Annotated in this window: 25 protein-coding genes; 19 read left to right on the forward strand and 6 right to left on the reverse strand. The window is 34.9% G+C overall.

Annotated features, from left to right (window positions below; genetic code table 11):
* Positions 1-174 precede the first annotated feature (174 nt).
* Complete coding sequence (locus ERL59_RS19185; protein ID WP_160647862.1) at positions 175-987, forward strand: lipoate--protein ligase family protein; 813 nt, start codon at positions 175-177, stop codon at positions 985-987.
* Between the two features lie 203 nt (positions 988-1,190).
* Here ERL59_RS19185 and ERL59_RS19190 read toward each other — a convergent pair whose 3' ends face one another.
* On the reverse strand, positions 1,191-1,922 hold the full coding sequence (locus ERL59_RS19190; RefSeq protein WP_160647863.1) for an alpha/beta hydrolase: 732 nt from the start codon (positions 1,920-1,922) through the stop codon (positions 1,191-1,193).
* A 347-nt stretch (positions 1,923-2,269) separates the two neighbouring features.
* On the opposite strand from ERL59_RS19190, the gene pdhA reads away from it, so the two are divergent.
* The 10 genes from pdhA (at position 2,270) to ERL59_RS19240 (ending at position 12,200) form a co-directional block, all read left to right on the forward strand.
* The gene (pdhA, locus tag ERL59_RS19195; RefSeq protein ID WP_160647864.1) at positions 2,270-3,370 is read left to right on the forward strand and encodes a pyruvate dehydrogenase (acetyl-transferring) E1 component subunit alpha; all 1,101 of its coding nucleotides are present in this window, start codon (positions 2,270-2,272) and stop codon (positions 3,368-3,370) included.
* A gap of 3 nt (positions 3,371-3,373) precedes the next feature.
* A complete protein-coding gene (locus tag ERL59_RS19200) occupies positions 3,374-4,351 on the forward strand; it encodes an alpha-ketoacid dehydrogenase subunit beta (protein ID WP_160647865.1) in 978 nt (325 codons plus the stop codon).
* Between the two features lie 16 nt (positions 4,352-4,367).
* Positions 4,368-5,684: a dihydrolipoamide acetyltransferase family protein gene (locus ERL59_RS19205; protein WP_160647866.1), complete on the forward strand. Its 1,317-nt coding sequence runs from the start codon at positions 4,368-4,370 to the stop codon at positions 5,682-5,684.
* 3 nt (positions 5,685-5,687) lie between these two features.
* Positions 5,688-7,100, forward strand: a complete 1,413-nt coding sequence (gene lpdA / locus ERL59_RS19210; protein ID WP_160647867.1) for a dihydrolipoyl dehydrogenase — start codon at positions 5,688-5,690, stop codon at positions 7,098-7,100.
* Between the two features lie 307 nt (positions 7,101-7,407).
* Entirely contained in the window at positions 7,408-8,151 is a 744-nt protein-coding gene (pdaA, locus tag ERL59_RS19215) for a delta-lactam-biosynthetic de-N-acetylase (protein ID WP_160647908.1), read from the forward strand.
* Between the two features lie 102 nt (positions 8,152-8,253).
* The gene (gene hflK, locus ERL59_RS19220) at positions 8,254-9,270 is read left to right on the forward strand and encodes an FtsH protease activity modulator HflK (RefSeq protein WP_160647868.1); all 1,017 of its coding nucleotides are present in this window, start codon (positions 8,254-8,256) and stop codon (positions 9,268-9,270) included.
* Entirely contained in the window at positions 9,267-10,142 is an 876-nt protein-coding gene (gene hflC / locus ERL59_RS19225; RefSeq protein WP_160647869.1) for a protease modulator HflC, read from the forward strand. Before hflK ends, hflC begins: the two co-directional genes overlap by 4 nt.
* Before the next feature lie 197 nt (positions 10,143-10,339).
* Positions 10,340-11,155, forward strand: coding sequence for a flagellar motor stator protein MotA (gene motA, locus ERL59_RS19230; RefSeq protein WP_160647870.1), 816 nt, complete (start codon positions 10,340-10,342; stop codon positions 11,153-11,155).
* The gene (locus ERL59_RS19235) at positions 11,130-11,882 is read left to right on the forward strand and encodes a flagellar motor protein MotB (protein ID WP_160647871.1); all 753 of its coding nucleotides are present in this window, start codon (positions 11,130-11,132) and stop codon (positions 11,880-11,882) included. Before motA ends, ERL59_RS19235 begins: the two co-directional genes overlap by 26 nt.
* A 27-nt stretch (positions 11,883-11,909) precedes the next feature.
* Positions 11,910-12,200 (forward strand): hypothetical protein, encoded by a 291-nt coding sequence (locus tag ERL59_RS19240; protein ID WP_160647872.1) that lies wholly within the window; start codon positions 11,910-11,912, stop codon positions 12,198-12,200.
* A gap of 86 nt (positions 12,201-12,286) precedes the next feature.
* On the opposite strand, the gene ERL59_RS19245 is transcribed toward ERL59_RS19240, so the two are convergent.
* Positions 12,287-12,496 (reverse strand): hypothetical protein, encoded by a 210-nt coding sequence (locus tag ERL59_RS19245; RefSeq protein WP_160647873.1) that lies wholly within the window; start codon positions 12,494-12,496, stop codon positions 12,287-12,289.
* Between the two features lie 124 nt (positions 12,497-12,620).
* Positions 12,621-12,983, reverse strand: a complete 363-nt coding sequence (locus ERL59_RS19250) for a hypothetical protein (protein WP_160647874.1) — start codon at positions 12,981-12,983, stop codon at positions 12,621-12,623.
* A 245-nt stretch (positions 12,984-13,228) separates the two neighbouring features.
* Here ERL59_RS19250 and ERL59_RS19255 point away from each other — a divergent pair, with 245 nt between their 5' ends.
* Together ERL59_RS19255 and ERL59_RS19260 are read left to right on the forward strand one after the other, a co-directional pair.
* Complete coding sequence (locus tag ERL59_RS19255) at positions 13,229-14,011, forward strand: LysM peptidoglycan-binding domain-containing protein (protein WP_160647875.1); 783 nt, start codon at positions 13,229-13,231, stop codon at positions 14,009-14,011.
* A gap of 173 nt (positions 14,012-14,184) precedes the next feature.
* The gene (locus tag ERL59_RS19260; protein WP_160647876.1) at positions 14,185-15,186 is read left to right on the forward strand and encodes a muramidase family protein; all 1,002 of its coding nucleotides are present in this window, start codon (positions 14,185-14,187) and stop codon (positions 15,184-15,186) included.
* Positions 15,187-15,232: 46 nt separating this feature from the next.
* Here ERL59_RS19260 and ERL59_RS19265 read toward each other — a convergent pair whose 3' ends face one another.
* Together ERL59_RS19265 and ERL59_RS19270 are read right to left on the reverse strand one after the other, a co-directional pair.
* Positions 15,233-16,057, reverse strand: a complete 825-nt coding sequence (locus tag ERL59_RS19265) for a hypothetical protein (protein WP_160647877.1) — start codon at positions 16,055-16,057, stop codon at positions 15,233-15,235.
* A 9-nt stretch (positions 16,058-16,066) separates the two neighbouring features.
* A complete protein-coding gene (locus ERL59_RS19270) occupies positions 16,067-18,142 on the reverse strand; it encodes a M1 family metallopeptidase (RefSeq protein WP_160647878.1) in 2,076 nt (691 codons plus the stop codon).
* Between the two features lie 278 nt (positions 18,143-18,420).
* On the opposite strand from ERL59_RS19270, the gene ERL59_RS19275 reads away from it, so the two are divergent.
* The 4 genes from ERL59_RS19275 to ERL59_RS19290 all read left to right on the forward strand — a co-directional run bounded on the left by ERL59_RS19275 (position 18,421) and on the right by ERL59_RS19290 (position 21,289).
* A complete protein-coding gene (locus ERL59_RS19275; RefSeq protein ID WP_160647879.1) occupies positions 18,421-18,921 on the forward strand; it encodes a YwhD family protein in 501 nt (166 codons plus the stop codon).
* A 17-nt stretch (positions 18,922-18,938) separates the two neighbouring features.
* A complete protein-coding gene (locus ERL59_RS19280) occupies positions 18,939-19,628 on the forward strand; it encodes a hypothetical protein (protein WP_160647880.1) in 690 nt (229 codons plus the stop codon).
* Between the two features lie 135 nt (positions 19,629-19,763).
* Positions 19,764-20,513: a glucosamine-6-phosphate deaminase gene (gene nagB / locus ERL59_RS19285; protein WP_160647881.1), complete on the forward strand. Its 750-nt coding sequence runs from the start codon at positions 19,764-19,766 to the stop codon at positions 20,511-20,513.
* 41 nt (positions 20,514-20,554) lie between these two features.
* A complete protein-coding gene (locus tag ERL59_RS19290) occupies positions 20,555-21,289 on the forward strand; it encodes a GntR family transcriptional regulator (protein ID WP_160647882.1) in 735 nt (244 codons plus the stop codon).
* A gap of 239 nt (positions 21,290-21,528) precedes the next feature.
* Here the strand turns inward: ERL59_RS19290 and ERL59_RS19295 are convergent, their stop codons facing one another.
* Positions 21,529-23,547: a transglycosylase domain-containing protein gene (locus ERL59_RS19295; RefSeq protein ID WP_160647883.1), complete on the reverse strand. Its 2,019-nt coding sequence runs from the start codon at positions 23,545-23,547 to the stop codon at positions 21,529-21,531.
* A gap of 221 nt (positions 23,548-23,768) precedes the next feature.
* Between ERL59_RS19295 and speE the strand changes: the two genes are divergently transcribed.
* Together speE and speB are read left to right on the forward strand one after the other, a co-directional pair.
* The gene (gene speE, locus ERL59_RS19300) at positions 23,769-24,602 is read left to right on the forward strand and encodes a polyamine aminopropyltransferase (protein WP_160647884.1); all 834 of its coding nucleotides are present in this window, start codon (positions 23,769-23,771) and stop codon (positions 24,600-24,602) included.
* A gap of 53 nt (positions 24,603-24,655) precedes the next feature.
* Positions 24,656-25,525 (forward strand): agmatinase, encoded by an 870-nt coding sequence (gene speB, locus ERL59_RS19305; RefSeq protein WP_160647885.1) that lies wholly within the window; start codon positions 24,656-24,658, stop codon positions 25,523-25,525.
* Positions 25,526-25,547 lie beyond the last annotated feature (22 nt).

A 25,547-nucleotide genomic window follows, 5' to 3' on the forward strand; every position in this document is an offset into this window, starting at 1 on the left:
ACTACAGGTACCATTTTAATGATCTGCCTCTTTTTTTATGAAAAAAATATACCTTCAAAACTCATTTTGTGATACATAACATCTCCATAGTTTTATACTTTTCACTTTTGTTTTTGTGTATAATAAGGTGAATATTTTAATTCATAACAAGTTCACTTTATAAAGGAGATTTTAATGAGTATTTCATTTCGTTATCCCAACAATATGTTTCTCGTTAATAATATGAACAACATTTTACAACAAAACATCTTATATCCCTTTGCCTTTGATGAAGTAGCTTGTAGAAAAGTTGGGTTAGGACAAACCCCTATGATTCATGTGTGGAGACATGAGAAAGCTTTTATATTAGGAATGCGTGATTGGAAGCTTCCTAATGCAAAAGAAGCGGTTGAGTGGTTGCAACAGCAAGGGTATGATGTAATGGTTCGACATTCTGGAGGAGCAGCTGTTCCTTTGGATAAAGGGGTTGTCAATATTTCCATTATATTACCTAAGCCAATCGGTAAAATAAATATTCATCATGATTTTGAAATTATGTATCAATTTATGAAAAATACGTTGAGTGATTTTTCCCGGGAAATAAATAAGGGAGAGGTTCCAGGTTCTTATTGCCCTGGAGAATACGATTTAAGTATCGATGGATTCAAGTTTTGTGGAATTGCACAAAGACGACAAACGAAATCTTTTATCATTCATGCATTTGTTATCGTAGAAGACAGTGGCTCTAATCGTGCTGCTCTTGTGCGTGATTTTTATAAAATAGCAGCTGGACAAACAGATAAATTTATAGAATATCCACATGTGAGACCAACCAGCACAGCTAGTTTATCTGAATTAACGAATCTAAATTCAGTTGAAACATTTGTGAATCATGTGAAGCAGTATGTCTCAACTGAGGCAAACATATTTGAACAGAACAATCTAGATGACAATGATGAGGTCCTAGAGATGATGAAACGGATTAAATCAAGGTATTCTGTATCTTAAATGTAAAATAAAATCATGTGATTATCCTACATATGGAAATTAAATACCTGTTAAGTTGAAGGCTGTCCCTTTATGACAAGTTCTTTGTCTGATTTGTTTCATAGCCAATTCTTCGTCGTGCCCTCGCATAATGAATCCCAAAACATTTCTTTCATATTCAGATTTTTTACATGAACTTACAGATCTTTCGCTTGGACAACTTATCAACTTTTCAAAAAATATTTCAAGATGTCATCAAGCTCATTTTGCCAAAAACCCCACAAATGTTCTCCGTCTTTTTCTACATATTTTAGCTTCGTTTTTCTCTTTAATAAAATTTCTTTCGTTACTCGATTGGCTTGAAGGAAATCAAAAGTATCTCTTTCTGTTTTTACCACATCCTCCCGCAAACCAATAAGCATATAAAGTTCTAACCAAGATAAATCACCTTCTAACTCTATACGTGCTTGGGTACGGTCTAAAAAAGCACCAGATAAAGAAATCACTTTTTGAAATAGATGAGGATGGTCTAAAGCAATATGTAGAGAAACCGTTCCTCCTAAAGAGTCACCTGCAATGATCCGTTCACTTACATGGTTTCTCACAGGATACTTTTCCTCTATGAAAGGAAGAAGCTCCTGAATGAAAAACGCTTTATAAATCTCAAATCGTTCTCCTTCAGGGGCGTATTCAGACGTTCTCTTAGATAATTTCACATCAACTCCAACAATAATAACTGGGTCTAAATCCTCCTCTAAAATAAGTCGAGTTGCATGTGTAGCAATTCTTCCAAAATTAAAAAACTGTTCGCCATCCTGGCAATATATCACAGGATATGAAGATAACTCATTATAACCTGAAGGAAGATAAACTCGTAAACTTCTTACATCATCTAATATTTTGGATTGGATTTTCTCTTTGTTTATTGTTCTTTTGTAATATTGGACATCGCTCATAACCATCAACCTTCCATTTATTCAGAGTAATTTTAGTAAATTCAGCACAAAATGATCATGATAAGGTAACAGCTAAATTATTTGTAACATAAAGATGGATTTTTTCATAACTGTATTATATAATACTATATACTGTTATATACAAAATATAATGATAATATTAATAAATTAGTCATTTTACCCCTTTATTTAATTAAAACAGTTTGTTAATATTAATGTAACAGATAGTCACAATGATTCATCAGCAGAATGTAGGTCATTTTTTAAAAACATCATATTATGTCTGATCTGAATAGCTGATGTTTGGATATATTAAAAAATTACTCAGGTAGAGGTGAAAATTCACTATGGAACACGTTTCAGTATTGGATAAAGCGAGTTATGAAGTTCACACAAACAAAGTAGAACTTTTATCCATCCTTTCATTGGATGGTACAGTAAATGAAGAGTTATTACCAAATCTTAGTGATGAGCAGTTAAGGGAATTAATGAGAAGAATGGTCTTCACTAGAACATGGGATCAAAGAGCAATTAGTTTACAGAGACAGGGGAGATTAGGTTTTTATGCTCCGGTTTCAGGGCAAGAAGCTTCAATGATTGGAAGTGAATTTGCTTTAAATAAAGAGGATTTTATATGTCCAGGTTATAGAGATATGCCTCAAATAGTATGGCATGGATTACCAATGTATCAAGCATTCCTATATTCCAAAGGTCATCAACATGGTGGGGAAGTTCCTGAAGATGTAAATGTACTGATGCCGCAAATCATCATCGGTGCTCAGATTGTTCAGAGTGCAGGTGTAGCAATGGGTCTTAAAAAGCGTGGCAAAAAAAATGTAGTCATTACATATACAGGGGACGGAGGAAGCTCTCAGGGTGATTTCTACGAAGGTATGAATTTTGCTGGAGCTTTTAATTTACCTGTTATATTTGTAGTGCAAAACAATGGTTACGCAATATCAACGCCATCTTCAAAACAGACAGCAGCAGAAACGATTGCCCAAAAAGGGTTAGCTGCGGGGATTAAGTCAGTTCAAGTAGATGGAATGGACGTTCTTGCTATGTATAAAGCAGTTCAAGATGCTGCAGAAAGAGGACGTAATGGAGAAGGTGCGACATTAATCGAAGCCATCACTTATCGTTTTGGACCCCATTCTATGTCTGGTGATGATCCAACGAAATACCGTACCAAGGATGAAGAATCTGAGTGGGCGCTTAAAGACCCAATCGTACGTTTCCGAAAATATTTAGAAACAAAAAATCTATGGACAGAAGAAGATGAAACAAAAACGATCGAAGATGCAAAACAAACCGTAGCTGATCAAATCAAAAAAGCAGAATCAACAGCTAAAATGACAATACCTGACCTAATAGATAGCATGTTTGAAATGACACCACCACATCTTGAAGAACAAAAAAAGGCTTACTTAGAGAAAGAGGGGAATTAAATTATGGCACAGATGACGATGATTGAAGCCATTAAAGATGCAATGAGAGTTGAACTTGAAAGAGATGAAAATGTACTTTTGTTCGGTGAAGATGTAGGTCATGTCGGCGGTGTATTTCGTGCTACTGAAGGCTTGCAGAAACAATTTGGAGAAGATAGAGTTTTTGATACACCCTTAGCAGAATCAGGTATTGGTGGGTTAGCACTTGGCTTAGGTGTGCAAGGTTTTCGTCCAATTGCAGAAATTCAATTTATCGGTTTTATTTTTGAAGCGATGGATTCTATTTGTGCGCAAGCATCTCGTATGCGTTATCGTTCAGGTGGAAAATACAATAGCCCCATTACGTTTAGAACGCCATTTGGAGGCGGGGTTCACGCACCAGAGCTTCATACCGATAGCCTGGAAGGTTTAATGATGCAGACACCTGGAATCAAAGTTGTAGTACCATCTAATCCATACGATGCAAAAGGATTATTAATTTCTGCCATCCGTGATAACGATCCAGTATTTTTTATGGAGCATTTGAAACTATACCGTTCTTTCAGAGGCGAAGTGCCTGAGGGTGAATACACGGTACCGATTGGAAAAGCAAATGTAGTACGTGAAGGCAGTGATGTGACCATTATTACTTATGGTAATATGGTTCATACTTCACAAAAAGCAGCAGAAGAATTAGAGAAGCAAGGGATTCAAGCAGAAGTGATAGATCTGCGTACTTTAATGCCTTTAGATATAGAGACGATTGTGGAGTCAGTGAAAAAAACCAACCGTGCCATTGTAGTGCAAGAAGCACAAAAAACTTCAGGTGCAGCAGCAGAAATTATGGCTCAAATTAATGAAAAAGCCATTTTACACCTAGAAGCTCCAGTCATTAGAGTAACGGCACCAGATACTGTTGTTGCTTTTGGGCAAATCGAAAAAGAATGGCTGCCAAATGAAAAGAAAGTAATCGCAGGTGTAAAAGAAGTAATTAATTTTTAAAAAGGAGGTTCATAAATTGGGACTTTTTCAATATAAAATGCCAGAACTAGGCGAAGGTTTACATGAGGGAGAAATCGTAAAGTGGAACGTGAAACAAGGTGATACCATTAATGAAGACGATATTCTAATGGAGGTTCAAAACGATAAAGCTGTTGTTGAGGTTCCTTCACCAGTGACGGGTAAAATTGCCGAATTAAAAGTAGAAGAAGGTACGGTAGCTGTAGTCGGTGATATTTTGGCAACAATTGAAGTTGAAGGGGAAGTAGAAGCAAGTGCTGATGAACCAGCTGCAGAAGCTCAAGCAGAAACAGAACAGCCTACTAAAGAAGAAGTGGTCGTTGAAGTAAAACAAGAAGATGTATCTGCTCAAGCACCTATACCAGTAGATCATCGAGAAGTTCTTGCAACACCAAGTGTTCGTAAACTTGCAAGAGATAAAGGGATACAAATTACCCAAGTTCAAGGAACTGGAAAAAATGGACGTATAACTAAAGAAGATGTTCTTTCCTTCTCTGGAGGAGCACCAGTACAAGCAGAAGGAGCACCAATTGAAGTTTTAGTTGAAGAGGAACAACCAAAACAAGCTGAAGCACCAACAAAGGGTGTAGCAGCTGTTTCCCCAGATGGAGAACAGTTAGAGGAAAGAGTTCCATTGAAAGGAATTCGTAAAGTCATTGCCAATGCAATGGTTAAATCCGTTTATACTGCACCACATGTTACGATCATGGACGAAGTAGACGTTATAAAACTTGTCGAATATAGAGAGCAAGTAAAACCGTTAATGGAGAAAAAAGGCATCAAAGTAACTTACTTGCCTTATATCGTAAAAGCATTAGTTGCTGCAATACGTGAATATCCAGTTTTAAATGCATCCATTGATGACGACAAACAAGAGATTGTATATAAAAAATACTTTAACATTGGAATTGCTACAGATACAGATAATGGTTTAATGGTTCCTGTAGTTAAAAATGCAAATGCAAAAAACATTTGGACGATTGCTCAAGAAATTAAAGATTTGTCAATGGGTGCTCGTGAAGGTAAATTAGCTCCTAATCAGTTAAAAGGAAGCACCATAAGTATTACAAACATTGGCTCAGCAGGTGGAATGTTCTTTACTCCAGTTATTAATCATCCTGAAGTTGCAATCTTAGGAACAGGACGTATTACGGAAAAACCGGTTGTAAAAGATGGAGAGCTTGTAGTCGGAAAAGTGATGGCATTGTCCTTAAGCTTTGATCACCGCATTATTGATGGAGCGACAGCTCAATACACAATGAATTACATTAAACAGCTGTTAGAAGATCCACAGTTGTTAGTTATGGAGGTGTAAAACATGGTAGTAGGAGATTTCGTTGAAGAGGTTGATGTTTTAGTTGTTGGTGCTGGACCAGGAGGGTATGTAGCAGCCATTCGTGCCGCACAACTTGGTAAAAAAGTTACGATTGTTGATAAAGATGCACTTGGTGGAGTATGTTTAAATCGGGGTTGTATTCCATCTAAAGCTTTAATTTCAGCTGCAGAAAAATTTGAAGCACTAGCACATGGAGCAGACATTGGCATTCAAGCAGATAATGTAAACTTAGATTATGCTAAAGTGCAAGCATGGAAAGACGGTATTGTCCAAAAACAAACTGGTGGTGTTGGGTTCCTATTAAAGGGAAACAATGTTGAAATTTTAAGTGGAGAAGTATTTTTCATTGAAGAAAATGTAGCAAGTGTAAGCAACGATGAAGAAGGTAAACGTTTAAAGTTTAACTCATGTATAATTGCAACAGGTACAAGACCGATTGAATTAAAGACGTTCCCATTCGGTGATCGTATTATCTCTTCAACTGAAGCGTTATCTTTACAAGAAATTCCGAAAAGTATGGTTGTGATTGGTGGAGGTTACATTGGAATCGAATTAGGGCAAACTTATGCTAAGTTTGGAACTAAGGTGACCATCTTAGAAGGAGCGGACACGATCTTACCTGGTTTTGAAAAAGAGATGACACGTTTTGTCAGCAAAACTTTAAAAAAATCAGGCGTTGAAGTGTATAACAATGCGATGGCAAAAAGCTCAGAAGTAACGGACAATGATGTGACTGTGACCTTTGAAGTGAAAGGTGAAGAAAAACAAGTGACAGCCGAATACGTACTTGTTACAGTAGGTCGCCGTCCAAACACAGATCAACTAGGTCTTGAAAATATTGGCGTGAAACTGACAGATCGTGGATTAGTGGAAATTGATCATCAGTGTAAAACAAGTGTACCTAACATTTATGCAATAGGAGATATCGTAGAAGGTTATGCATTAGCACATAAAGCAAGTTATGAAGGAAAAGTTGCAGCAGAAGTCATTGCTGGCAAACCTAGTATTATTGATTATAAAGCGATTCCAGAAGTTGTTTTTTCTGATCCAGAAATGGCGAGTGTTGGATTGAAGGAAAGAGATGCAAAAGAAAAAGGAATTGACATTGTAATGAATAAATTTAATTATGGTGGTAACGGACGTGCCATGTCCAAAAATGCTACAGATGGATTTGTAAAAGTCATTGCGGAAAAAGAAACAGGTATCGTGCTTGGTGGACAAATCGTAGGTCAAGAGGCTTCCAACTTAATTGCTGAACTCGGTTTAGCTGTGGAAATGGGCTCAACCTTAGAGGATATTTCTTTAACCATCCATGCCCATCCTTCATTGGGAGAAATCGTAATGGAAGCAGCAGAAGGTGCGTTAGGCCATGGAGTCCATCAAATAAAAAAATAAATAACTTCATTAGTTTTATTCGAATTGGCGGCGGCGAATCATCTGAGACTTAATTTGTATAAATTGAATTGATCTAAAGTGAACTGCAAACGTGCTAATGGAAAAATTTCATTAGCACGTTTTTTACTAATGTGCGTAGATATGATCTAGTTAACACACAAGGGATAAACGATAGCCATCTTTGGAATATTAACCATGTCAAAGGTTTTCTTTCGATGCAGAATGTAAAATTTAGGAGGAATAGACAGTGAAGAAAACAAAACTACCAAGATTATTGGTTTGTATATGTGTAATATTCGGTTTGGTGATGAGTGCAAACTTTGTTCATAGCGTGCATGGGTATGCCGGGGACGTTTATCATTTTGGATTGAAGAAGAGTCGAAATGGGGAGCCGGCATCAATAGAACAAGAGGGTTTTTTAGATCTTCTAAAAAAACATCGTGCTATTTTTCTTGGAGACACTTCTAAGAAAGTGTTGTATTTAACATTTGATAATGGATATGAAAATGGGAACACGATAAAAATTTTGGATGTATTAAATGAAAAAAGGGTACCCGCTGTTTTTTTTGTCACAGGTCAATATGTAAAAGAACAACCTGATTTATTAAAACGAATGGTAAATGAAGGGCATTTGATTGGGAATCATTCTTGGGGACACCCTGATATGTCTACCATTTCTGATGAAAGTATTGAAGAGGAGTTGGATAAGGTACGGGAAGCAGTTGCAGAGGTGACAGGGCAGTGGCAAATGGAATATATGAGACCTCCAAGAGGGATTTTTAATGATCGAGTGTTGGAAATAAGCAGTAAGTTAGGATATACGAATGTTTTCTGGTCAATAGCATACAAAGATTGGGATACAAAAGAGCAAAAGGGCTGGAAATACGCTTATGACCATGTGATGAGGCAGCTTCACCCTGGGGCTGTAATTCTTTTGCATTCCGTATCAGAGGACAATGCAGAAGCATTGGATATTATTATTGATGATGCGCGCAAACAAGGGTATACTTTTAAACGGATAGATGAGTTAAGTGTGAAAAATTATCAATAAGTTTGCTTTCCTATTTGAAACCAGACTGATACAATAACGTATAGAATGGTTGAAATAATCATACATAATATTGGGAAAGAAATAGAGAGGGGAAAAGAAAATATGGAAGTCATTAATGGGGAAGGAAAGTCGACTAACAACTCCCAGCTGCCTCCGTTGCCTCCAGGAACGGTCAAAAAAGTGGTAGTAGGAATTATAATCCTTTTAGTAGGATTAGCTGGAATAACGATGTTTTACACCGTAGAGGAGCAAGAGCATGCTGCAATCTTAACCTTTGGGAAATATACAGATACTGTGGTGGAATCAGGGTTGCATTTTAAAGCACCTTATCCAATTCAACAAGTTGTTAAATTACCAGCGAAAAGAACACAGCAAATTTATATCGGTTACGATGTAATTAATGGGCAAACCGTAGCAAAAGAGGAAGAAGCCCTAATGATTACAGGGGATGAAAACATTGTTTCCGCAGACGCAGTTGTGGAGTGGAGAATTAGTAATGTTAGAGATTATTTATACAACATTGAGAACCCAGAAGAATTTCTCAAAAATTCAGCTATTGCATCCATTCGTTCTGTAATGGGGTCTACGAATTTAGATTTTGCCATTACAGAAGGTAAAACGCAAATTCAAAGTGATGTGTATGAAAAATTAATTAAATTACAAGAAATTTACGCTACAGGTATACAAGTTATGGATATTAAATTTCAGGATATAGAGCCACCTGAAGGAGAAGTGCAAGCTGCCTTTAAAGCTGTTACAGATGCAAGAGAAGAAAAGAATACAAAAATTAATAATGCTCAGGAATATATGAATGATCGCTTGCCAAAAGCTAGAGGGGAAGCACAAGCATTAATTGAGAACGCAGAAGCAGAGAAGAAATCTCGTGTCTTAAACGCACAAGGTGACGTTGAAAAATTTAATGCTATTTATACTGAATATGCGAAAAGTCCTACGATTACAGAAAATCGCTTAGTGATAGAAACGTTGGAAAAAATTCTTCCAAATGCGAAAGTTGTAGTTACAGATGATTCAGGGGATACCGTAAAATACTTACCTTTAAATGAACTGATGAATCCTAAATCTACAAATAAATCATCACAAGGAGGAGAGGGACAATGAAGAATCAAAAAAAATTAATAACAGCAATCATTGTTGTAGCTTTAGTTATTCTATTGGGATTTACCTCTCTCTTTATTGTGAATGAAGGGGAATACAAAGTCGTATTACAGTTTGGGGAAGCTGTTCAAATTTATCAAGACCCAGGAATTAAATTTAAAATTCCGTTTATACAATCTGTGACTTCACTTCCAAAAAGACAAATGTTATATGATAGCAATCCAACACCGATTTTAACAAAGGACAAAAAACCGATTGAAGTCGATAATTACACAGTCTGGAGAATTGAGAATCCGAAACAATTTTTACAAACCGCACAGACGATAAGTAATGGTGAAAAAAGAATTGACAATGCTGTATATAACACTGTAAGACGTAAATTGTCTGAGATTGATTATGGAGATATAATTAGTGAAACTGGATCTGCACGTGGAGATTTAAACAAACAAATTTCCGATGAAGTAGCAAGTGTATTAGAACGTGATGAATATGGAATTAAAATTGTAGATGTGCGTATTAAAAGAACAGATTTACCGAATGAAAATAAAGAGAGTGTATTTAAGCGCATGATCTCAGATCGCCGTGCCATTGCTGCTAGATACCTTTCTGAGGGTGATGAGGAATATCGTAAAATTACTTCCAATGCTGATCGTTTAGCAAAGGAACTTATAGCAGAGGCTCAAGCAACTTCTAAGAAAATTATTGCTGAAGGAGAACAAGAAGCAGCAAGTATATACAATGCAGCTTATGGAAAAGACGCTGAGTTTTATAACTTGTATCGAACTTTAGAAAGTTATATAACGACCTTCCAAGGTGAACCGATCATTATGTTACCAATTACGTCACCATATGCACAGATTTTATTAGGAAGATAACGAAGTAATACCAGTATAGTAGATTTATAGATCTTATGAACTATATCAAAGCATAGGAGTCCTATTTTTAGGAAAAAACTCCTATGCTTTTATTAATATATTCAGCAGGATTTTTTTCCTATCTGTCGAAGATCAATTGTTAATGTATAAAAAGAACATAAATTGACGATTGTTATCACTTTGAAGGAGATCAGCATATGAACAAAAGTACAATTATTGGTTTAATTATTGGATTACTGTCATTAGGTTTTGGAATGGTATTAAAAGGAGCAAGTCTGTTATCTTTATTTAATTCTGCTGCAATTCTTATCATCATTGGAGGAACGATTGCATCTGTTATGATTGGTTTCCCAATGTATGAACTAAAAAAAATTCCTCAATTATTTAAAATTCTTTTTACGGAGCAAAAATTATTAACACAACAAGAAACCATTTCTGTATTTAAGGACTGGGCGATGATAACAAGAAGAGAAGGGCTGCTTGTTCTTGAAAATAAAATGAATGATATTGATGAACCTTTTCTGAAAAACGGGATGCGAATGATTATTGATGGTAATGATCCTGATTTTGTCAGAGAGGTTTTAATGGAAGATATAGCTGCAACTGAAAACAGACATGAGGCTGGAGCGCAAATCTTTACACAAGCGGGTACTTATGCCCCTACTTTAGGTGTGTTAGGAGCTGTTGTTGGTTTGATCGCAGCTTTAAGTACTTTAAATGATGTAGATATTTTAGGTCGTTCGATTGCCGCTGCATTTATTGCAACTTTATTAGGTATCTTTACGGGGTATGTGTTATGGCACCCATTTGCCAATAAATTAAGACGTTTATCTCAAAGGGAAATTGAGTTAAAATTAATGATGGTTGAAGGGTTGCTTTCTATTCAATCAGGTATTTCAAGTGCTGCGATTCAACATAAGTTATCCGTATTTCTTCCTCAAAATGAACGTGATCAGGATGGGAAAGGTAGTAAGGAGCGTGTAGCCAATGAAACGTACGCGGAAGTTAGATAAATCTACTCATATCGATGAATCTTGGCTCATCCCTTATGCAGATTTACTAGTTTTGCTTCTTGCTCTATTTATTGTCCTATTTAGCTCAAGTGAAATTGATGCTGAGAAGCTGAAAAGGATAGCAAGTTCATTAAATGCTTATTTAGATGGAGGCACAAGTATACTTGAAGGTGATACTAGATTAAAGTCAGCTGACGAGTATGATAACGGAGATTTAACTTCAATAGATGAATCTAATTTTACTCCACATTATAAATATGATCTAGAAAATTTGAAAAATCAGCTGCAAGCCTACATTGATGACAATGAATTAACCTCTCAATTAAAAATAGAAATGGATAAATATTTGCTAAAATTAACGATTAGTGACAATACTTTATTTGAACCGGGAAGTGCAGAAATAAAATTTGGATCTAGAAAACTAGCGATTACAATTTCAGAGTTATTAGAAAATTATCCTGACTATGAAGTATTAGTAGCAGGACATACTGACAACATTCCCCATCATTCAACACAATTTGAATCAAATTGGGAGCTTAGTGCAACAAGAGCATTGAATTATATGCGAATTTTATTGGATAATGAAAAATTAAATCCACGGAATTTTAGTGCCATTGGATATAGTGAGTATCATCCGGTAGCAACAAATGATACGCCAGCAGGACGAGAAGCAAATCGTCGAGTGGAGGTACTGATCACAAAAGTGTTAGAAACCACTCAATATTAGAGATTGTTTAAGAAGGACTGATGTAACATGGGTGTGAAATTTGCAAGAGAATACGATGAAATTGTTTTAGAGTTATCCGAAGCGATCGCAAACATTCCACAATTTTATGATTTTTTAGAGATGGAAGAAACCGATTGGGAAAGTTTAAATGATTCAGGGCAAAAAGAGTGTTTAAAAACGTTAACAGATGATGTGTTTTATGCCCTAGGTACTAGTAGTCAAATCAGCCTAGGACAAGGTACAATTACCTATGAGAAAAGGAAACATAGGATCAAAATCGAAGTCGATAACATGATTAATATAGTTAGTTTGATTTAACATAAATAAAACAGTCGTTACAAATGATTCACATGTGTAACGACTGTTTTTTATGAAATAGAACCAAATTGATCATTCAACTCTTCTCACCATACGCCCCCAATTTTCAAAATGCCAACAATGATGATAAGAAGTATAAAATAAGTAAATGTAGATTCAAAAAAAATGATGTACAGTGCCAAATAAAGAACTTTGAACCCATTTTTTTCATCAGAAAGTTCATCTTTTAATAAATAAATTATATTTAAAACCAAAGCTATTAATCCAGCTATGAGTATTAGTGTTCCAATAATCATTTGAATGTACTTCTCTCTATATAGATTTATATCTGTCTATGATCTTTTTTTGAAACATGATTATTCTCTTTAAGTAGCTATTTTTGCTAATTGTTTAATTGAATTAAATTTTATACTTTATAAATTATATTCTGTAGTGGTATTTATGTTTGTATAATTTTGCTGTAGTAGATGGAGAAAATATGAGTGTGTATTTAGTACCAAGTTCATTCTTTAACATTTTGTATATTTTTTGACCTTCTTCATTGTGTTTATTTTCAAGTTCAATTCCTCTAGTAACTAATGTATCTCTATCATAATCAATCCATTCCCCGTAGCGACTTGCCCATTTTTCTATATTTTCCAAAAGTTCAGGAGATACTGACAAATCCTCAAGATCAAGATTATAACCACATATTGTACACCAGATTGGATCTGTAAAAAATTCAGCTTCTAATTTTAGATCAGTTGTTGGATTTTGACACCCACACTTTAATACATGATTCATCTAATCTCACTCCAAAAATATTGAAAGAAATTTGATTGCAATTTTTTGTAAAACTTCTATTTTCAAACTACTCATATTATAGTTTTTTCATTCAGTAGCTTGTTTAATCATAGTTTTGCAAATGAAACTAATAAAACAAATAACGTAACATAGGCATTTGTCACTCAATTAGGCGAATGCCGGGGGTCAAAATGTCCTGGGTATACATATTTTAACTAAGAGAGATGTTATGGAGGTTAAAGTATATGATTACACATGTTATTAAAGAAGGAGAAAATTTGTGGGGTATATCTCAAAAGTACGGCGTACCAGTCCAAATGATTATGAAACAGAATAATCTTACTAGTAGAATTATTTATATAGGTCAAACATTGATAATACCAACAATGGAACAGATCCATATTGTGAAATCTGGGGACACATTATATGATATATCGCAAACTTATGGAATTTCGGTGAAAGAGCTTATGAAAACAAACAATTTAACTAACACTGTCATCTATGTAGGTCAAAAGTTAATCATCCCCAAAAAAGGTGAATGGTATATTGTCCAAAGCGGGGATACATTATTTGCAATCTCGAGAAGATATGGTGTATCTGTACAAGATATTGTAGATGCCAACAATTTGAGTGATGTCGGTTATATTTATGTAGGTCAAACGTTATATATCCCTCCAAGTTCAGAACCATCACAACCAACAGAGCCACCAGAAGTAAATGTGTATATTGTCAAACCAGGAGATTCCTTAAACTCAATATCAATTCAATATAATGTGCCTATAGATACCTTAATAATAATTAACAATATATCAGATCCAGACAATATTTATATCGGCCAAATGTTAATTGTTCCTATTGTACCAGAAACAGGGGAATATCACATTGTTGTACCAGGTGATACGCTTACTAAAATTGCCGAATATTATACTGTGAATCGAAGTGAATTAATGAGGATAAATGGATTAACCGATCCGAATAAAATTAGAGTAGGTCAAGTATTGATGCTTCCTCCACCTGTATCCGTCTAATGTGTTAAAACTTTCTAAGATAACCTTTTTGCAAATAAGCTCAAAAAATAGTCATTTGTCACAAAAAATAGGCATTTGACCGAGGCAATTTATCACGGTTATTCATACCTTATCAATGAGATAAATTTTAGTTGAGTTAAACATTTATCAACATTAGGAGGTTTTTTTACATTATGATTTATGTAGTACAACCAAATGACACATTGTATGGAATCGCAGCAAAATATGGTGTTACCGTTCAGGCGATCATGGAAGCAAATGGAATCACAAATCAAGATTATATTGTTGTAGGTCAAAAACTTTATATACCTACAATAGGTGTAGCAGATACCTATATTGTTCAACCGGGAGATACACTAAATGATATTGCAGCAGCATATAATGTTTCAATATCTGATCTTATTCGATTAAACAATCTTCAGGATCCCAATATGTTATATGTGGGTCAAATGCTGAAAATACCATTACCTATGCAACCAGACATGGAAACTTATGTAGTACAGCCAGGTGACTCATTATATATGATTTCTCAAAAAACTGGGGTACCTATTATTGATTTGATTGAGGCTAATAATATTACTGAAGAAAGTTATCTTTATGTAGGTCAAATACTGTACATTCCAAAGGCACCACCAGCACCAGAAGAACCTGTAACGGGAACTTATGTTGTAAAGTCTGGTGACACATTAAACGCGATTTCACAACGTTCAGGTGTTTCTGTGGAAGACTTAATGGCAATTAATAATATTTCAGATCCAAATATGATTTATGTGGGTCAAGTATTATTAGTTCCTGTTCTTCCTGAGCCAGGAGTAGCGTATCATATCGTTAAACCTAGAGAGACGATTTGGAGAATCGCACGAATGTATGGTGTTAGAGCAAGAAGATTGATGAGATATAATAATATTACGGCTCCTTGGGATTTATATGTAGGTCAAGTGCTCTTAATTCCAGAAGCTATGGGCGAACCAGAGCCTGAACCAGAACCAGAGCCTGAACCAGAACCAGAGCCGGAAGAAGTTTATCATACAGTGATGGAAGGAGAAACCTTTCGGACTATAGCGAAGCAATATGGTATAACAGGTAGAGAGTTGGCCGATTACAATGGCATGCAGTTAGGAAGAACACCTGAACCAGGCACTGTTCTTAAAATTCCACCTGCTTCAATGTCATAAATTCAATTTTTTCCCATTCTCAATAAATTCAAAAAGCTCCGATCACCTATTGGGGCTCTTTTTTTTGTACCCAAAAATGATACTGTGTGCTTATTTCCCAAATCTTCAAATAAACCCTAATAAAATATTGAATTTGATTTACTATGATGGCTAAAAACCCTACCCACATCATTGAGGTTGAGAAAAATAAAGCTGTAACAACTCCAATGATAATCATAATGATTAGACTTAAACCCATTGTAATGACTATATTTTTTAACATAAATACAATCGGAGACGTGATATTATTATTTGTCGTTTTCCCCCATTGAATATACATAAATAGGATGTGGATAATCCAAGTATATACGATATAAGTTATCAATATAGGGGCAGCATTCCAAAGTAAAGACATTGGGGTAGTATAAGATTCTAGTGTATTTTTTAAAAATGAGAATATCCAAAAAAGAGGGAAACTAGAGAGTAACAGATGGATGCAAGAGATGATGAAAAATGAACTTCCTAATTTTAGCACCCCTTGTAAAAACAAAGGTTTACTAGAATGTGAATCCTTATGATGTATTGCATAAAAAAGACCTGCATTCATTAGGGGGGATACAATCCAGCGTATACCTATGAAAATCAAAAGAGGGGAGAGGTACTTTAACATGAAATCTCCATCTGTGATTAAAAACTGACCTTCTATAATAAATAACTGCCTGGCATCCATTAGGTTAGAGTCTGGAAAACGTTGTGATATGGAAACAATGCCCACTTCAATCCATCGATATAAAAAGATTCCGCATACTAGCTGATACATCGAAAATAATAATATATAAACCATATTTTGATTTGTTGTTTTCCACCCTTGTTTTATTATATGAACTATCATCATATCACCTCACCACATCTTAGCATTTAATACTGCTTCAAGCCATTGGATCAAAACTAAATTCCATCTTGTTTTTGTTTCTGGATTTATAAGAGTGCTCTTAAAGTTGTTAATATGTTTATTTTCTAAAATCATCGTATGCTCAGGATCAATAACAACCCAATTTAATGTCGATGTATGTGTAAATGTAAACCATTTTTGTGCTTCACTTCCTTCCCAAGTTTTTTCTATGGAAGTTCCATCCTCAAAAGTGAATAAAATAGATAGAGGTTCATGGTATGCAGCATCATTTTTTTGTATCAATACTTGATGTTTATATAACGTTTGTTCTTGATTGGTAATTTTGTTGATGTTAATCGATTGTACTGCATAATCAACCATTTTATTGTCATAAATAAATGTGTTGAAATACTGATCCCATTCCTGAGCAGTGACGTCTTCTAATACAGCTTGAAAATCTTCGGTAGAGGGATGGTTAAATTTCCAACGTTGGAAGTATGTTTTTAATACTTTGTTCATTTGAGTTGTTCCTATGATTTGCTCAATATCACGTAATACTAACTTCCCTCTAACGTACACGTTTTGGGCGTATTCATTTTTATATCCGTATTCCCATGCATTTTGCTTAAGAGGTGCGGGTGAGGATACATAACTAGCTTCATAATAAGCTTTTGAACGTATTCCATATTCTTTTTCCATTACTTTATCTTCAGCATAAGATGTGAAAGCTTCATCTAACCAAGCCTCTTCAAATTCATTAGAAGCTACCATGCCATACCAGAATTGATGTCCAATTTCGTGTATAATCACTCTTTCTAACGAACTATCTTTTTGTTTCTCTGAAGCAGACCAAGAAGTTACTAGAGTAGGGTATTCCATACCGCCAGCCCCATTTGCTCCATTTGGAGGTACAACAATGGATAAAGTAGGATAAGGATACTCACCATACCAATCTGTGAAGTTGTTTAAAGCTGACTTAGCTGCATATAAATAACGTTCTGTTAAATCACTATGGAGAGGATCCAAATATAATTTGATGGTAACATCCCTATTATTTTCTGAGCGATAAGTATCCTCAATGACCTTAAATTGTGGAGATGCAGACCATGCAAAGTCATGGACATCTGCGGCTTTGAAGTGATAATTTTTACTATTGTTATCTTCTTGTAAATTTTGCCCTTTTGAATGATCAATAGTTCCTATCATGGATTGATTTTTTGTACGATCCATTGAAGTTTCAGTTTTATCAATCTCTACTCCTGTTGCAGCTACAATATAATTTGATGGGACCGTGATATTTACATCATAAGTACCAAAATTAGCATAAAACTCTGAATTACCATGGTATTGGTGCAAATCCCATCCCTCTGTTTTTCGTCCACGCATTCCAGTCACTTCATAAGCTGCAACTTTCGGAAACCACTGTCCAGCCATTATGAAGTCTCCCGCATAACCCATCCTTGCAAAAACATAAGGCAACTGGACGGTAAACGTCATATGAAGCGTGATTTTTTCACCAGGTAAAACAGATTTAGGCAGTTTCAAACCCATCAATGTATAATCATTTGGATTTTGGTCATCAGGTTGTATAAAGAAAGTTTGTTGTGACAATTCCGTTCCATTATTTAATCTTATCGTGTGTATAGACATACTGCCAAAGCTGTCTTCTTTCATATCATCGTTTCTTAAACTGCCTCCTGATTCAATTATGAAGCTGGTTTTTTTGGATTGAAAGGCATTTGGATATAAGTGAAAATACATTTCATTCACAGGCTGTTCCCCTGGGTTAATCCATGTTAATTTTTGAGAACCAAGCAGCTTTTTATCTTCCTCATCTAGTTCTACATTGATGTTGTAATGGACGATACGCGAGCTTAGTGGTTTTGAATCATCTTGATAATTTAACTGTTTAAAATCAGCTTGTTGTCCAAGGGACGCACTTTCTTCTAAAAGAGTTGGAGAGCTTCTTTCATTTTCATGATTAAAATGAAATGTATTCCAAATCGTGATGAATAAAAAAAAGATGATCATTAAACTAGTTATAAAAATAAATACATTTCCGAAAAATTTTATTTTTTGCAACATGTCATTCCACCTTTGTTCGTTTTTCTTCTTATAAAATAAATCCATAACAATGAATATAATTTAACTAGATAGGGGTTAGGAGTACATGCTTTAATGTATATGCTTGTTCCATCTTTTGTAGTAGAGTGAATCCTAGTTTGGTTTTTAATCATATTGAAATTTATATAGAGCTGTACTTGGGTGAGTGCATAATTTACAGAAAAAGTTTGTTTATCATCGATATTTTTTGTATGCTAAAAGTAGTTACATCTATTGAAGAATAGGACGGTGTTATACAAATGAATTTTGATAAAAAAGGAAAAAAGAATTTATCTTTGAATGTAGTTAGCAATAAAGAGCATAAAGGTTTTGGAGCAGGGATGATAAACCTTAGCCAAATGTCAAGTATGATCATAGATGGGGATAAAGCGTATATAGATATTGGAGCTTTGCATGCAAAAAGTAAGGTGGAAAAAGGAATTAAGTTTCTTACAGATAAAGAGGAAGTACCTAACGGTAGAAAGTGTTGGGTAGCATGGGTGGCCGTTGATCGCAATGAAGAAGGTTCTTATTACGCAGGTGTTACAGTATGTGAAATGCTGATTGATGAAGAAGCAAGAAGAGGGTGGAAGATTCTCGCAGATCATGTAAATAAGATGGATAAAGCGCTAAAGCGTAAATTTATATTAGATGGTTTAGATGACACAGAGAAAACAGCCTTGCGAACAGCTCTAATCGAACATAATCAAGAATGGTGGGAAAACTCTGGTGATGAGCTTAAGGAAGGTTTAAGTGCTTAGAGTTTGAGGATAAATGAATGAATATTAATCTTGTACCCCTACTTTTAATTATAACTTTATTTGGACTGATTGCTTATGCACTTCTTTATGTGTATATATCCAATAGAGCAGTGCAAATGTTTTTTCTAAACAAAAATGTGAAAAATGCCATCATTCTAATTTGTATATTTATAATCGTCATGATTTCAATCTTTAATTGGCAGTTGAATAAGGAAAATGAGGATTTGAAATACAGGTATGGCAATGAGATTCAATTTCAGCATATTATTTTAAGAAATGTGTATCATGATTCACATGCTTATCTTATAGAGTTGCTTAATACAAATGACAAACAACTTAGACAAGAATTGTTAGAAAAAATTTATATTGAATTAAGAACCAGTAACACTCATCTTTTATTTAATCTTGATCATGAATTTGGTTTTAGTTATGGTGTTGATTTCGAATCTTTTCACTGGAATTTTTCTGATTTTGTAAAACAATTAAAGGAAAAGAACCCCTCTGAATCATTTACAAATTTAGAATTAGAACAGATAGAGCTGGTGCTTCAATACTTGAAAGTTTTTGATGAAAAATTAATGCAATTGAAAGTTGAAATTATTGAAAGTAAAGAATGGGCAAACATTTATGAACAACCAATAGCTCAAAAGATATTAACGGAACTTGCTGAAGAATTATCTAGTTTACCAGAATTTAAAGTGAAGTGATTTATAAGGAGCATAGATTCATTCTGTGCTCTTATAAACTTATCTTAGTTAATTGGTATAGACAACTAGAATTCTATGTTATGATAATAAAAAGGGAGTAAAAACTCAATAATAAAAAGTAAGGAGCGGATGAGAGTGGAAGTCATTAAAGTAAAGAATTATAATGAAATGAGTAAAAAAGCAGCGGAATATATCATCTCAAAAGTAAGATCAAGTAACAGGATTCATTTAGGATTAGCAACAGGAGGGACACCATTAGGTTTATATAAATACATGGTTTTAGATTTTCACAAGAATAAAACAGACTACCGACATGTCACCAGTTTTAATCTAGATGAATATGTTGGTCTTTCAGAAGAGAACCCTAATAGTTATCACTATTACATGAAAGAAAATTTGTTTAGTCATATTAATATATTGGATTCAAATGTTCATCTTCCAGATGGAAATGGAGTTTCATTACAAAAAGAATGTGTTCAATATGATAAACTTATAAAAGAGTGTGGGGGGATTGATGTTCAGGTTTTGGGGATTGGACAAAATGGGCACATTGGTTTTAATGAACCTGGAACATCATTTGGTACGAAAACACATGTTGTAAAACTGACAGAATCAACACGACAAGCCAATAAACATTTTTTTAATCACATGGATGAAGTACCTACACATGCAATTACGATGGGGATACAATCTATCATGAACAGTAGAGAAATTCTTTTACTAGCCTCAGGTATTGAGAAAAGCGCAGCGATGCATAAATTGTTGCATGGTGATTTAAACGAGCAATTCCCAGCATCGATTTTACAATTACATCCGAATGTAACAGTCATTGCAGATTTGCAGTCACTTTCATCACAAATTTCCATACAGGATATAACAACATAAATTAATTTTCATTTTAGATAGATCTAGAAAGGAAACTTGAAATGATTAATAAAAATTCTCCATTACCTATTTATTATCAACTCGCTGAACTGATTAAAGGAAAGATAGTGAATGGGGACATACAAGCAGGGGATTTGATTCCTTCTGAGCGCCAATTTTCAGAACAGTTTGATATCAGTCGCATGACGGTAAGACAAGCCATTAACAATCTAGTTAATGAGGGCTATTTATATAGACATAAAGGAAAAGGTACATATGTTACAAGCAAAAAACTAGAACATAAATTTATTGGTGAATTAACGAGTTTTACAGAGGATATGAAACAAGAAGGTTACGAGCCAAGTAGTCAGTGGATTCATTTTGACAAAATTCCAGCTTCTAAAGAAATAGCCAACTATTTAAAAATTGAATCGAATGAACCAGTGTATGAAATGAAACGTGTGCGCTTAGCAGATCAAGTACCGATTGCCATTGAAACGGTTTATATGTCAGCACAGCTCATACCCAATTTAACTCCACAACAAATGGAACAACAATCATTATATCAGTATATTGAAAAACAATATGGAGTGAACATAGTGGATGGAGTGCAAACAATAGAATCAACCATTGCTTCAGAACAAGAAGCCATTTTATTGGAAATACCAGAGGGAGCACCTATATTACGCATGCAGCAACAAACTTTTTTAGAAGGTAAAACACCTTTGGAATTTGTTATTTCTTCCTATCGTGCCGATCGGTATAAGTTTACGATTGAAATAAGAAGGACGTTTTAAATTTTGAATGCGAAGGAAAATTGGCTCTGAAAGCCCAACATTATCTTTTCCTATCTGAATAACTGAATCATTAGAAATAAATGAGATCTTCAAGTTATCATATTCTGCTATTACGATTTTGGAAGTTGATCCAAGAACTGGGGAATAACAAAGAAGTAATATGGGGTGTTTAATATTCCGGGCCCCACAAAAGTACTAGGTATATACTGCAAAGATTAGCTTCACTTTTGTGGGTATACTTAGTTATTCCACCAGCGTTTCAAGTCGTTCCACCATGATGATTCTTCACTCTCTACACCTTCCTGCTGCGTTACTGAATCAAGATCAGAATCGTTTGAAGAATGGATGGAACAATATTCTGTAGGTTCCGTCCCTCTAACGAAAGTTTCTAATCGAGAATCAGGACAATCCTCTGAAGCTAATTTTCCTGATTTTACATCTACATATACACTCACTACTTCATCTGGTACTGGGAATAGTTTTGGCGGAATAGCTTCAAGAGTTCGCTCTGTAAATTCAGCAAATATGGGAGATGCCAACGTAGACTCCACTGGACTAATCGTTAAATCTTTATCATATCCGATCCAAACTGCTGTAGAAAGCTCGGGAGTAAAACCAACCATCCACGCATCTGTATTTGTCGTGCCTGTTTTTGCTGCAACAGGTCTTTTTAGTATGTTGGAAACGCGATTGCCTGTCCCACCTGAATCAAAAATACCTTTCATCAAATTCGTCATGATATAAGTGTACTCAGGTTCCATTACTTTTTCTATATGAGGTTCAGCTTCAAAAAGAATATTTCCAAAGGCATCCTCTATTCGTAGAATGGCAATAGGTTCTGCTTTTATTCCCTGGTTTGCAATCGTACCAAAAGCATACGCCATTTCAAATGGACTAACAGGATAAGTTCCTAAGGCTAAAGAAGGCAATGGTTCCATCGGACTAGTAATTCCTAATGTACGGGCAGTTGATATGACATTTTCTGCACCGATCTGCATAATTGCATTCACCGCAAATATGTTATCTGATTCCGCAATCGCTTGACGTAGATCTATATAATCATGTGGATATTTGTCTCCAAAATTACTAGGCATGTATGATTTTTTACCATTATCGTAAGAAAATGCTGTAGGTTCACTTTTGAATTGTGAAACAGCAGTCAGTTCATTTAACTGAAGCGCAGTTAAATATAAAACCGGCTTAAAGGCTGATCCTGGCTGACGGGTATTTGCAAAGACTCGATTATATTGATTTTTTTCATAATTTGAACCACCTACCATTGCTTTTACATACCCATTTCTTGGATCAATAGAAATTAAAGCGACTTGTAATTCGTTTTTATCTTCCATTTTTTCTTCAACGATTTCTTCAGCTATTTTTTGAGCGTTTATATCTAAAGTGGTGTAAATTTGATAGCCACCTTGATTAAAATCATCTTCATCTATATTTATTCTATCCATTGCCAGTTTACGAACATAGTCGACAAAATAAGGTGCAAAGGCTTTACTATTTTTCTCACTTGAACTGAAATTTAACTTCTCTTGATAAGCAGCATCTGCTTCTTGATCAGAAATTAAGCCGGAATTGACCATGGCTTGTAGTACTATATATTGTCTATTTTTTGAGTTTTCAAAATCTAAGAACGGTGAATAGTAGGCTGGTCCCTTGGGAATTCCAGCAATGAGTGTGCTTTCAGCTAAAGTTAAATCTTTGGCATCCTTATTGAAAAAGTGTTGTGAAGCGGCTTGAATTCCATATGTGGCATGCCCATAATAAATTTCATTTAAATATAATTCCAAAATCTCTTTTTTAGTATATTTCATCTCTAATTGAATCGTATATATGGCCTCTTTTATTTTTCTAGTCCAAGTTTTTTCATGTGTCAAATATAAATTTCTTGCAAGCTGCTGAGTAATCGTGCTAGCTCCCTGTCCTTTATCCATGTTTTGCAAATTAACAATGGCTGCGCGTGTAACTCCTTTTAAATCAAAACCAAAATGATCAAAGTAGCGATGGTCTTCAACAGCCAATGTAGCTTGGATGACATAAGTGGAGATCTCATCTAAGGATACAACTTCTCGATTCTCACCAACATAAAAACGATCAATGACTTGTCCTTGCAGATCATATACATAAGACGTTTGAGGTATACTCGTAACTGGAAGTGGTTGGGTTCTCAAATAGATCAAAAAAACAACAAAACTAATCGTGCAAATGATAAATAATGAAAAAAGAATCGACGCCATTTTTTTAAGCATATGAATCCCTCCTTTCTAAACAAACTCTATATTATCTAGTATGGAAAAACTTAACACTTACTATTCAACATTTTCACGAATAATAAACAGTAACCTCAAAACGTTTGCCTGAGAGAGGTATTCTAAAAAGAAAAAACGGATAATTTGTTGCATTTTAAAAAGGATAAACTATAATACAAGCTAGAATAAAAAATATTGAGTTAGGAAGAAGGAAGAAACAAATGGAATTATGGTATACGGAAAAACAAACAGACCATTTTGGAATTACAGCAAAAATTAAACAAACTTTAGTGGAGGAACAGACAGATTTCCAACACTTAGCCATTATAGATACAGTTGAATTTGGACGTATGTTAGTCTTAGACGGAATGGTTATGACTACAATCAAAGATGAATTTGTTTATCATGAAATGGTTGCCCATCCAGTGTTACATACACATCCAAACCCTAAACATGTACTTGTAGTTGGTGGTGGAGATGGAGGAGTCATTCGAGAGGTTCTAAAACATCCAGAAGTAGAAAAGGCTGTTTTGGTTGAAATTGACGGGAAAGTTATCGAATACTCTAAAAAATATTTACCTGAAATAGCGGGCGAGTTAAACAATCCTCGAGTAGAAGTCATTGTAAACGATGGTTACATGCATATTCATGAAAATAAAAATACGTACGATGTCATTATGGTAGATTCTACGGAGCCAGTAGGACCTGCAGTTCAATTGTTTGAAAAAGGATTTTATCAAGGTATTTATGATGCATTAAAAGAAGACGGGATTTTCGTCGCTCAAACAGATAATCCATGGTTTAAAGGGGATTTGATTCAGAAAGTCAATCAAGATGTAAAAGAGATTTTTCCGATTGTAAAAGTATATCAAGCTAATATTCCTACGTATCCAAGTGGATTGTGGACTTTTACGATGGGAAGCAAAACGGTTGATCCTTTAAATATAGATGAAAATAATATTCCTGAATTGCCAACAAAATATTATACGCCTAGATTACACAAGGCTGTGTTTGCTTTGCCTAGATTTGTAGAAGATTTAGTGAACCCTAAATAACAAGGATAATGGGATAACATACACAGAAGTAGATGAATGAAGGAAGTGGACTTATGCGATTAAATGAAGCTTATTCTGGAAAAGTATTTATCAATAGTTCTAATGATTATGAAAATTCACGGGCAATTATATATGGAATGCCTATGGATTTTACGGTAAGTTTTCGTCCAGGTTCCCGTTTTGGTCCTGCTAGAATACGTGAAGCCTCTATTGGTTTGGAGGAATACAGTCCTTATTTAGATCTTTCTATTGAAGACATTACTTATTTTGACGCGGGAGATTTAATGCTTCCATTTGGAAATGCATCACGTAGCTTGGACATGATAGGAGAGTATGTAGGAGGTTTGCTGCGAGATGGTAAATTCCCACTAGGTTTAGGTGGGGAGCATTTAGTCACTTGGCCAGTTATAAGAGAAATGTACAAAAAATACCCTGATCTAGCGCTTATTCATATTGATGCCCATGCAGATCTACGTGATCAGTATGAAGGAGAAGTGCTTTCTCATTCAACACCAGTAAAAAAAGCAGTGGAGCTAATGGGGGGGCGTAACATTTATCAGTATGGCATTCGCTCAGGAAGCCGTGAAGAATTTAAGTTTGGAAAAGAACATGTGAACTTCCACCCTTTTGAAGTATTAGTACCATTAAAGAAAAGTTTGCCTAGTTTAGCAGGACGACCCATTTACGTGACCATTGATATTGATGTTTTAGATCCTTCCGCAGCACCTGGAACCGGTACGGCTGAAGCTGGTGGCATTACTTCAAAAGAATTGATAGCGGCAATACATGAAATTTCTCAATCAGATGTAAAGGTTGTTGGGGCAGATGTAGTAGAAGTAGCTCCAATTTATGATCCAACAGAGCAAACACCGATAGTTGCTTCAAAATTAATTCGTGAAATGTTGTTAGGTTTTGTAAAATAAGAACCTCAATCTCAATTTTGTC

It is taken from the genome of Chengkuizengella marina (genome assembly GCF_009910845.1).
Classification (GTDB): Bacteria; Bacillota; Bacilli; order Paenibacillales; family KCTC-33759; genus Chengkuizengella; species Chengkuizengella marina.